Origin of the sequence: Kitasatospora sp. Root107, assembly GCF_001424875.1 — a bacterium.
GTDB lineage: Bacteria > Actinomycetota > Actinomycetes > Streptomycetales > Streptomycetaceae > Kitasatospora.
In genome coordinates, this window is record NZ_LMCT01000065.1 from 1 (window position 1) to 2,107 (window position 2,107).

The 2,107-nt window shown below is 76.4% G+C and carries 1 protein-coding gene; it reads right to left on the minus strand.

Going from position 1 to position 2,107, the window contains the following annotated elements; genetic code table 11:
• Window positions 1–2,036: primosomal protein N' (locus ASC99_RS31250; protein WP_057238409.1), on the minus strand; the 2,036-nt coding region annotated here is incomplete at its 3' end.
• Window positions 2,037–2,107: the final 71 nt, after the last annotated feature.

Here is a 2,107-nt window from a genome sequence, read left to right on the forward strand (position 1 = left end):
ATCCGGACCTGGTCCGGTGACCGCAGCGCGACCCGGGCGATCTGAGCCGCCTTCAGAGCCGTGGCCAGCGCCGCCCCCTGACCGGGTGCCACCCGGAGCAGGGCCCGCTCCCACTCCTGCCCCCGCCCCCCGGGGGCGGGTACCGGACCGAGCACGTCCGCCCCGTCGGGCAGCCGGATCAGCGACAGCAGGTCCTCCACCGCCTGCGGAGCACCCGTCACCGAGGCCATCCGCGACACCGGCGGGAAGTGCAGCTGCGCCCGCTCCTCCAGCTCGACCGCCGCATGCCCCGCCGGATCCCACCGCACCAGTGCCTGCACCGGCCGTGCGGTGGGCTCCGCGACCACCACCACCGTCCCGCCCTCACCGGCAGGACGGACCAGACCCGCCGCCGACATCCACAGCCGCAGCGCCTCTTCGCCGGCCCGCAGGTCGGGCCGGCCCAGCAGCGCCCAGCCGTCCAGCAGCAGCGCGGCCGCGTACCCGCCCTCGGCCACCGGCTCGGCCCCCGGCGTCGAAATGATCAGCGCAGGCTCCCCCGACACCACCGACAGCACCGAGTCCCGCCCCGAGGTCCGCACCGGCACCCGGGGAAAGGCCTTCCCCAACTCCTCTGCCGTCCGCTTCGCGCCCACCACCTGGGCCCGCAGCCGGAACGACCCGCACTCCACGCAGTGCCACTCGGGCTCGGCCTTCCCGCACCAGGCGCACTCCAGCACCGCCCCCGCCGAACCGGCCGCCAGCGGACCCTCGCAGTGCCGGCACCGCGCGGCGGTCCGACACTGCGCGCAGGCCAGCCGGGGCGCGTACCCGCGCCGGGGCACCTGGATCAGCACCGGGCCCCGGGTGAGTGCCTCGCGCGCCGCCTCCCACGCCGGGCGCGGCAGCCGGGCGTACTGGGCGGCCGCATCCCGCCCCTGGTCCAGATCGGTCACGGTCCGCACCCTGGGGGCGACCTGACGGACCATCTCCCGAGGAGCGGCCAGCGGCCGGGCCCAGCCTGTACGGAGCAGCTGCGCACCCTCGACCGTCACCGACAGCCCGCCCAGCAGGACGCCCGCCCCCTCCTCGGCGGCGCGCAGCAGCGCCACCTCCCTGACGTGCGGGTGCGGCGCGCGCTGGTCGCTGTGGCTGCCGTCGCCGTCGTTCCAGACCACCACCAGGCCCAGGTCCCGCACCGGCGCGAACATCGCCGCCCGCGTCCCGATCGCGGCCCGCACCGAGCCCCGGCTGACGGACAGCCAGCGGCGGTAGCGCTCCTTGGGCCCGAGGTCGGCCGCCAGCGCCACGTGCTGCCCCTCCCCCAGCAGCTCCGTCAGCGCCGAGTCCACCCGGGCCACCGACCGCCCCTCGGGCAGCACCACCAGCGCTCCCCGGCCACCGGCCAGAGTGGCGGCCACCGCGCGGGCGATCTCCTCGGGCCAGGTCGGCCCTGGCAGCGCGGTCCACACCGCACGGGGCGCGCGACCGTCCCCGAGCGCCGTCAAGTACTCCGCTCCGTCGACGTAGCGGTCCCAGCTCCCCACCGCCGGAGCGGCGGGCGGCGGCAGCGGCTCGGGCGAGGGCTCGGCCTCCGCCTTGGCGTGCCGGGGCGGCACCGCCAGCTGCAGTACGTCGGCCAGCGAGCCGGCGTACCGGTCGGCGACCGTCCGGCAGAGCGTCAGCAGAGCAGGCGTCAGCACCGGCTCAGGGGACAGCACCTGGGCCAGCGGGGCCAGCACACCGGGGAAGTCCGAGGCAGCCAGCCGGGCGACCACGAAACCGTCGTACAGCTCGCCGCCCTCGCGTCGACCGCCCGCCCCGACCCTGGCGCCGAACCTGACCCGGACCCGGACGCCGGGCTGGGCCTCCTCGGCGAGGTTCGCGGGCACCGCGTAGTCGAAGAACTTGTCGAGGCTGAGCAGCCCCTTGTCGACCACCACCCGGGCCACCGGCAGCTCGTCGGCCAGCAGCGCGCCACGCCACGTCCGGGGCTTGGCCCGGCGGACCGTGTCCCGGATGAAGGCCAGCTGCTCGCCGGCGTCGTCTGTGCTCATCGCTCCAACATCTACCAAACCCGACCGACAGAGACGCGAAAGGCGGCGGTCATCCCGGACCGGGATGACCG